Origin of the sequence: Saccharopolyspora sp., assembly GCF_017434145.1 — a bacterium.
In the GTDB taxonomy this organism is placed as follows: domain Bacteria; phylum Actinomycetota; class Actinomycetes; order Mycobacteriales; family Pseudonocardiaceae; genus Saccharopolyspora_C; species Saccharopolyspora_C galaxeae.
This window is the reverse complement of the sequence record NZ_JAFRFW010000038.1, coordinates 1-8,229: the sequence shown is the minus strand read 5'-3', so window position 1 is coordinate 8,229 and position 8,229 is coordinate 1. Positions and strand designations below refer to the sequence as shown.

The 8,229-nt window shown below is 70.5% G+C and carries 7 protein-coding genes and 1 pseudogene; 2 read left to right on the top strand and 6 right to left on the bottom strand.

The window, feature by feature from the left end; all coding sequences use genetic code 11:
• Positions 1 to 270 precede the first annotated feature (270 nt).
• Positions 271 to 2,070: a proteasome ATPase gene (arc, locus tag IJH84_RS01005; protein WP_200069702.1), complete on the bottom strand. Its 1,800-nt coding sequence runs from the start codon at positions 2,068 to 2,070 to the stop codon at positions 271 to 273.
• 564 nt (positions 2,071 to 2,634) lie between these two features.
• On the opposite strand from arc, the gene IJH84_RS01000 reads away from it, so the two are divergent.
• A complete protein-coding gene (locus tag IJH84_RS01000) occupies positions 2,635 to 3,327 on the top strand; it encodes a hypothetical protein (protein WP_295139122.1) in 693 nt (230 codons plus the stop codon).
• Between the two features lie 24 nt (positions 3,328 to 3,351).
• On the opposite strand, the gene IJH84_RS00995 is transcribed toward IJH84_RS01000, so the two are convergent.
• A complete protein-coding gene (locus IJH84_RS00995) occupies positions 3,352 to 4,182 on the bottom strand; it encodes a tRNA (adenine-N1)-methyltransferase (protein ID WP_295139119.1) in 831 nt (276 codons plus the stop codon).
• Positions 4,183 to 4,301: 119 nt separating this feature from the next.
• Positions 4,302 to 5,444, bottom strand: coding sequence for a site-2 protease family protein (locus tag IJH84_RS00990; RefSeq protein ID WP_295139117.1), 1,143 nt, complete (start codon positions 5,442 to 5,444; stop codon positions 4,302 to 4,304).
• 87 nt (positions 5,445 to 5,531) lie between these two features.
• Here IJH84_RS00990 and IJH84_RS00985 point away from each other — a divergent pair, with 87 nt between their 5' ends.
• On the top strand, positions 5,532 to 6,557 hold the full coding sequence (locus tag IJH84_RS00985) for a RecB family exonuclease (RefSeq protein ID WP_200069706.1): 1,026 nt from the start codon (positions 5,532 to 5,534) through the stop codon (positions 6,555 to 6,557).
• 191 nt (positions 6,558 to 6,748) lie between these two features.
• Here IJH84_RS00985 and IJH84_RS00980 read toward each other — a convergent pair whose 3' ends face one another.
• From IJH84_RS00980 to IJH84_RS00970, 3 genes and pseudogenes are all read right to left on the bottom strand, one after another.
• Positions 6,749 to 7,597: a VOC family protein gene (locus IJH84_RS00980; protein WP_200069707.1), complete on the bottom strand. Its 849-nt coding sequence runs from the start codon at positions 7,595 to 7,597 to the stop codon at positions 6,749 to 6,751.
• 137 nt (positions 7,598 to 7,734) lie between these two features.
• Complete coding sequence (locus IJH84_RS00975) at positions 7,735 to 7,998, bottom strand: phosphoribosyl-ATP diphosphatase (protein WP_200069708.1); 264 nt, start codon at positions 7,996 to 7,998, stop codon at positions 7,735 to 7,737.
• A 78-nt stretch (positions 7,999 to 8,076) separates the two neighbouring features.
• Positions 8,077 to 8,229: pseudogene (locus tag IJH84_RS00970) on the bottom strand (HAD family phosphatase); the annotation flags it as partial.

The following is an 8,229-nucleotide window of genomic DNA, read 5'->3' as shown; positions in this document are numbered from 1 at the left end:
CGGCCGACGTTGATGTAGGCGGGGCGGCCCAGCGCGGCCAAGCCCAGACCGATCCGGCGCGTGGAGATCATGCTGCGAACCTAACCGCCCGCCGCCGGGATCGACACCCGGACCCCCGCACACACCCGTGGCGGGCACCGGAGTCCGGCGCCCGCCACGGGAACCACTCGGTTCCGTCCTTGCCGGAACCCGCCTTCTTTCAGTCAGCGGCGAAGCCGCTGAGCGGTGACCACCAAAGCAGCCGAAACAAGGTCCGAAACGGTTTCCTGATCACAGGTATTGGCCGGTGTTGGTGGCCGTGTCGATCGCCCTGCCGGAGTCCTGGTTCTTGCCGCTGACCAGGGTCCGGATGTAGACGATGCGCTCGCCCTTCTTGCCCGAGATCCGCGCCCAGTCGTCCGGGTTGGTGGTGTTGGGCAGGTCCTCGTTCTCGGCGAACTCGTCGACGATCGCGTCCTGCAGGTGCTGGACCCGCAGGCCCGGCTGCCCGGTGTCGAGCACCGACTTGATCGCGGACTTCTTCGCGCGGTCCACGATGTTCTGGATCATCGCCCCGGAGTTGAAGTCCTTGAAGTACAGGACCTCCTTGTCCCCGTTGGCGTAGGTGACCTCCAGGAACCGGTTCTCGTCGGTCTCGGCGTACATCCGCTCGACGGTGGTCTGGATCATCGCGTCCACGCAGGTGTCCTGATCGCCGCCGAACTCGCGCAGGTCCTCCTCGTGGATCGGGAGTTCCTTGGTCAGGTACTTGGAGAAGATGTCCTTGGCCGACTCGGCGTCCGGCCGCTCGATCTTGATCTTCACGTCGAGCCTGCCCGGCCGCAGGATCGCCGGGTCGATCATGTCCTCGCGGTTGGAGGCGCCGATGACGATGACGTTCTCCAAGCCCTCGACACCGTCGATCTCGGACAGCAGCTGCGGCACGATCGTGGTCTCCACGTCGGAGGAGACGCCGCTGCCGCGGGTGCGGAAGATCGAGTCCATCTCGTCGAAGAACACGATCACCGGGGTGCCCTCGGAAGCCTTCTCCCTGGCCCGCTGGAAGATCAGCCGGATGTGCCGCTCGGTCTCGCCCACGAACTTGTTCAGCAGCTCGGGACCCTTGATGTTCAGGAAGTACGACTTCGCCTGGCCGTCGTCGTCCCCGCGGGCCGCGGCGACCTTCTTGGCCAGGGAATTCGCCACCGCCTTGGCGATCAGCGTCTTCCCGCAGCCGGGCGGGCCGTACAGCAGCACGCCCTTCGGCGGCTGCAGCTGGTATTTCACGTAGAGCTCGGAGTGCAGGAACGGCAGCTCCACGGCGTCCCGGATCTGCTCGATCTGGTTGCCGAGGCCGCCGATGTCGAGGTAGCCGACGTCCGGCACCTCCTCCAGCGTGAGGTCCTCGACCTCCGCCTTCGGCACGGTGTCGTAGGCGTAGCCCGCCTTGCTGTCGACCAGCACCGAGTCGCCCGAGCGCAGCCCCAGGTCGAACAGCGGTTCGGTCAGCCACACCACGCGTTCCTCGTCGGTGTGGCCCTGCACCAGCGCACGCGGCAGGCCGGAGCCGTCGCCGCCGCTGGAGGGCAGCACCTCGCGGAAGGTGCACACTTCACCGATCTGCTCGAAGGCACCTTCCTCCACCACGGTCAGCGCCTCGTTGAGCCGGACCGATTGGCCCAGTTTCAGTTGTTCGACGTCCACGTTCGGCGACACCGCCACGCGCATCTTGCGACCGGAGGTGAACACGTCGACCGTGCCGTCTTCGAAGCGGGTCATGAAGGTCCCGTAGCCGCTCGGTGGCTGCGCCAGCCGGTCGACCTCCTCGCGCAGGGCCGTGAGCTGGCCGCGCGCTTCCTTCAGGGTCTCGGTGAGTTTGGCGTTCCGTTCGGTGAGCTGGCTCACCCGCTCGGATGCCTCGGCCAGCCGCTTTTCCAGCAACCGGGCCTGTTGGGGGGATTCGTTGAGCTTTCGGCGCAGCAATGCCACTTCGTCTTCGAGCAGACGGACCTGGCTTCGCAGCTCGGTCTGGTCACCGGGCTGCTGCTCGCCGCCCTCTTCAGGCTGGCTGCCGGGACGGTCGTGCTGCATGTCGGCACCCTCCTCCCGTGCTCGTACCACCACGGTACCGGCGATCACCGACGACGGCGGCGTCGTGATTGCCCGCCGGATCCGCCAGCGTGCCACAAAAATCGGCGAATACCCATGACTTCGCAGCGGCCGCCGAGCACGCCCGGGCGCGGCGAGCGCGGCGGCCGACCACGGTGTGCTCACGATCATGGTCCGTTCGGTGCGGGTGCCGCTGTGCGGTCCCGGCCGGACTCGGCGCCGAACCCACGAGTTTTCCGCTCCGCCACGGCATTTCGGACGGGATGGCGGCATCCGGGTGTCCGGGAGCCGACAACCGGGTGTCGTTGGAGTGCCGACGCGCACGGGCGTGTCGGCGAATCGTCACAGCTCCCACCATTTGGAACACAGCGCTGCTGCGACCGGCCCAAACCTCGGTCCACGAGATCCTCGTGTAGGACATCTCACGCCCAGCGGGTTGATCGGCTCCGCGCTCGGGTGCCTCCCCGCTCTGGTCTACTTGCCTAGCCGCACACCGGGCGCACCGCACCGGACGCCGTTGTGCCCGGACGACCCCTGGGGGTGGACATGACCTATCCGCCGCAGCAGCCCGACCCGGGCGGGTGGGGCCGGCGAGCCGCTGAGGACGCGGACGAAGATGCGCCGGAATCGCAGCAGCAGCCCGCCTTCTACGGCAACCAGCACGCCGGGTTGCCGAAGGGGCCGATCACCGGAAACCCCGCGCAGCCGGGACAGCAGCCGTTCCCGCCGCCGCAACACGCGCAGTTCGGCGGTCCGCAACCGTCGTTCCCGCCCGCACCGGACTGGGAGAACTTCGGCGCGCAGGACCGCGAACCGTTCCCGGACATCGAGGCGGAGCCGCGCGGGCGCCGCCGGCTGCCGTGGGTGCTCGGCGGCGCCGGGGTGCTGGTCGTGGCGGCGGCGGTGGTCGGCGGGCTGCTCCTGTTCGGCGGCGCCGATCCCGGCGAACCCCGGCCGGTCGCCCAGGACATGGTCGACAAGGTCAACGCGGGCGACTTCGGCGCGCTCGGCTCCTCGTTGTGCGAGTCCAACCGGGCCGAACTCGACCAGCAGCTCGGGCAGCTCTCGCAGGGCCGGTTCGAGCTGCGGCTCGGCCCCGTCACCGCGCAGGGTCGGCAGGCCCGCGCCGAACTGACCGGGACCTACGAGCTGGACGGGGCGCGGATACCGGTGGCCCAGGCGCTGCTGCTGGAGGTCGAGGACGGCCGGTGGAAGGTGTGCAGGCTCGGGGCTCGATGAGCCGGGTCGTGATCGTGCGCGGCGTCAGCCCTTGCTCGGCCTGCGTTGCGGGCGCGGTGGCGTGACACCGTCCGCCAACCGCCGGGTGACCAGCAGGAACGCGGTGTGCGCGACCATCCGGTGTTCGGGCCGCACGGCCATGCCCACGACGTGCCAGGGGCGCAGCATCGTCTCCCAGGCTTGCGGCTCGGTCCAGCACTGCTGCTCGCGCAGCGCCTCGGTGACCCGGGAGAGCTGTGTCGTGGTGGCCACGTACGCCACCAGGACACCGCCGGGGACGAGCTTGTCGAACACGGTGTCCAGCACGTCCCACGGGGAGAGCATGTCCGGCACGACGCGGTCCACCTGGCCGCCGTCGTAGTCGGTGAGGTCGGCGACCCGCAGCGTCCAGTTCTCCGGGACCTCGCCGAAGAACTTGCGCACGTTGCGCTCGGCGTGCTCGGCGTGGTCCGCGCGGACCTCGTAGGACGTCACGCTGCCCTCGTCGCCCACGGCACGCAGCAGCGAGCACGTGAGCGCGCCCGAACCCGCGCCCGCTTCGAGCACCCGCGCGCCGGGCCGGATGTCGCCCCACATGAGGATCTGCGCGGCGTCCTTCGGGTAGATCACCTGAGCACCGCGCGGCATGGACAGCACGTAGTCCGCCAGCAGCGGCCGTACCGCCAGGAACGAAGTGCCACCCGCGGAGGTCACCACCGAGCCTTCCGGACTGCCGATGAGGTCGTCGTGCGCCAGCACGCCGCGGTGGGTGTGGTACTCGCCGCCCTTCTCCAGGACGACGGTGTAGCGGCGGCCCTTCGGGTCGGTCAACTGGACCCGGTCGCCGGGTTCGAACTCACCGCTGACGGTGCTCACGTGCGTCGGACCTCCATGTGCGCAAGAAGGGAAAAGCCGCCGGCCGGTGAGATCCACGGCGGCGGGTACGGCGGACCATCGTCGCAGAGGGGTGCGCCGGGCTCTTGCGCGCGCCCCGCTCACTGCCTGCGTCTGCGGGCGTTGAGCGCGTTGCGCACGTCCTCGCGGCGCAGCACCCCGCAGGGCCGCCCCTCGGAATCGATCACCAGGAACTGCCAGGCGCGCACGGTGCGCACCCGCTCCAGCACGGCTTCGCCGGATTCGCTGTAGAGCAGGATGGTGTCCGGTTCGACGGGTTCGGCGGCGCGCTCGGCTGGATCCTGCGGCGAACGGGTGGCCAGCCGCTCGGCAGCGGTCTGGTCCAGCAGGCCGACCGCGATGCCGTCGGCGCGCACCAGCACGACGCCGCGCCCGGCCGCGGCGACCAGCGCGTCGCCGACCGGGCTCTCCGCGGGCAGCTGCAGCACCGGCCGCATCAGCTTGGGCAGGGACAACCTCGTCGGGCGGCTCTTGCGGTGTTCCGAGGAGTGCTCCGCGCTCGCCCCAGCCACCACGAACCAAGCCATCAACACGCACACGGCCAGCCGCAGCCATTGGTCGCCGGTGTTGCTCAGCAGGCCCACGAGCGCGTAGACGAGCAGCGCGGCGGCCACCAGACCGGCGCCCACGACACCCGCGTTGGTGCCCGTGTGCCGGTTGCCCGTCATCGCCCACAGCAGCGCGCGCAGCATCCTCCCGCCATCCAGCGGCAGCCCCGGCAGCACGTTGAACAGCGCCACGACCAGGTTCGCCACGCAGGTCTGCGCGATCAGCAGCCACACCGCCCCGTGCGGCGTCACCGCGAACCAGCCGATCCCGGTTGCCGCGGCCAACAGCAGGGAGACCGCGGGACCGGCCGCGGCCACCAGACCTTCGTGCCCCGGCTTCGACGGTGCGCGGGTGATCTCGGAGATGCCGCCCAGCAGGAACAGCCGCACCCGGCTCACCGGTAGCCCGAGCCGCAGCGCCACCACGCAATGGCCCAACTCGTGCAGCAGCACCGAAGCTCCCAGCAGCACGGTGAACACGGCGGCGATCAGCGCGCTGGTCAACGTTGTCGCCTGCGGGAGGATGTGCCCGACCAGCGGGGTGTAGAGCAGCACGATCAGCACGGCGCCGAGCCACCACGACGGCGACAGCAGCACCGGCACACCGGCTACCCGGCACAGCAGCAGACCGCCGTCGCCGGATGCGGAGCGGCTGCGGGCGTTGGTGGCGGGCATGGCCGAAAGGGTAGAACGGCCGCGGTGAACCGCCGGTGATCCGGCGTGCTTGGGATCTTGTCGGGGCGCTGATCTATCGTGCGGACCATGTCGGAACCGGCCCGGACCAGCACAGCTACGCAGGACAGCACGCAGCGGGACGGTGCTCGCCCGGATGACCCGTGCGCGGGCGGTCCTCCCTCGGGCGGCCCTTCGTCGAGCGATGCTGCTGCGGATCACCGCTCGCCGGACGTCGAGAACTCCGGCACGCCGGGGGCGGCGCAGCGGACGTCCTCCGGAAGGCGGCGCCCCGCGCTCTCGCCCTCGCGCGCGGGCGATTTCAAGCAGTGCCCCCTGCTCTACCGCTTCCGCGTGGTCGACAAGCTGCCGGAGCAGCCGACGCGGGCCCAGGTCCGCGGCACGGTCGTGCACTCCACCCTGGAGCGGATGTTCGCGCTGCCGACGGCCGAACGCGACGCCGAGCACGCCCGCGACCTGCTCGAACCGGCATGGGAGGAGTTGCTGGCCGAGCAGCCCGAGCTCGGTGCGCTGTTCACCGACGACCCGGAGCTGACGAAGTGGCTCGGCTCGGCGCGCAAGCTGGTGGACTCCTACTTCGAGCTGGAGGACCCGCGCAGGCTGGAGCCGGAGGCGTGCGAGCTGCGAGTGGAGACCGAGCTGGACTCCGGGCTGCTGCTGCGCGGCTTCATCGACCGCGTCGACGTGGCTCCGACCGGGGAGATCCGGCTGGTCGACTACAAGACCGGTGCGGCCCCGCGGGAGATCGGCGAGGCCAAGGCCATGTTCCAGATGAAGTTCTACGCGCTGGTGCTGTGGCGCACTCGCGGCGAGATCCCGCGCCAGCTGCTGCTGATGTACCTGGCGGACAAGCAGTCGCTGGCCTACACCCCCGACGAGGCTGAGCTGCGCAGGTTCGAGCGCACGCTGGAGGCGATCTGGCAGGCGATCCTGCGGGCCGGGCGCACCGGGGACTTCCGGCCGAGCCCCAGCAAGCTGTGCGACTACTGCGACCACAAGGCGCTGTGCCCGTCGTTCGGCGGCACCCCGCCGCCGTACCCGGGCTGGCCGGAACCGGATCCTGGGCAGGAGACCGCGCTGGACCGCGCCGACTGATCTCTCCGCGGTCGGCGAACGCGGCCGAGTGCGGCGAGCTCCCAGCAAGCGGCCCGGCAGCGGGGCGGTTCCGCTACCGGGCCGAACGTGCCCGCTCGTCTTGTCGCCTGTCCTGGGATTGTTCGGCTCCGGACGCCGGTCCGGTTCCGCCGGCCAAGCAAAACGAGTTCAGCGGACGAGCACTTGCGAGCTCAGTCGTCGTACGGGTCGAAGTTGGCGGCGCTGTCGAACCAGTCGGTGGCCTGCGTGCCGTCCACCACCGCGAACCGCGCGCCCGTCGGGTCCCGCAGCACCGCGACCCGCCCGATGCTGGAACCGTACGGGTCGACGCGGATGCGCCCGCCGAGGCCGACCGCCCGGTGCACCAGCTCGTCGACGCCCTCTTCCGCGTCCGCGCCCAGGTACACCAGCCAGTGCGGCCGGGTGCTGGGCGTGAGGTAGTCGCGGATCATGCTGACCCGCGCCAGCACCGACTCGTCGGCCAGGTACCACACGGAGTAGTTGGAGCGGTTCTCCGCGCCGAACTGCTCGGCGGTGTAGCCGAACATCGACTGGAAGAACGTGTCCGCGGCCTGCGCCTTGATGGTGACCAGTTCGGCCCACATCAGCGTGCCCGGCAGCCCGACGTCGAACTGCCAGGACTCCGCCGGGGTCAGCAGCCCGAACTCGGCATCGGCGGGGCCGAGCAGCACCGCCTTCGAGCCGATGCCCGGCACGTGCGTGATCGGCACGGCGAGTTCGGCGCCGTGCCGTTCGGCTTCTTCGGTACTGGCGTGCACGTCCTGCACGGCGAGGAACAGCCGCCACACCGAATGGTCCGCGGCGGACCGCCGGATGCTGGCCACCGGGAAGCCTTCCCGGGAGGCGATGATGTGCTCGCCTCGCTGCCCCTCGTCGTGCACCGTGTAATCCCAGCCGAACAGCCCGGCGTAGAACTCGCACGCCTGGTCCACATCGGTGGTCGCCAGCTCGATCCAGCACGGCATTCCTGCGAGCAGCTCCCACCGCGGAGCCGCCGATCCCGGCTGCACGACGGACATTTCGCTCACCCCCGACTCTCTTCCCCCGGCTCCATGATCGTCTGAGCCCATTATGGCGCAGTGATCGCCGCGGGCGGGCCGACACGACGCGATCGGATCAACGCGATGCGCGGAAACGGCCTACCGGGCTGAGGAACTCACAGGTACCGGTAGACGTCCTGCGGGGTCAGGCCGCGGGCGAGCATCACGACCTGCAGCCGGTACAGCAGCTGGGAGATCTCCTCGGCGAGGGCCGCATCGGACTCGTGCTCGGCCGCGAGCCACACCTCACCGGCTTCCTCGATGACCTTCTTGCCCTGCGCGTGCACCCCGGCGTCCAGCGCGGCCACGGTCGCCGAGCCGTCCGGGCGGTTGCTTGCGCGGTCCTGGAGCTCGCTGAACAGCTCGTCGAAGGTCTTCACGAGCGCTGATCCTCGCATTCGGCGGGCGGGCGGACGACAGCCACCTCACCACTGGGCAGCCCGCAGACCCGGCAGCCCTCACGCGCCGGGCAGCAGCGCACCCAGCGTGCGCACGTCGAGCCCTTCGAGGCTTTCGCGCACCACGCGCCGCGCCCCCGGTTCCAGCGGCACCTCGCACGGCACCGCCAGCACCGTGCACCCGGCGGCGACGGCCGCGGCCACACCGGTCGG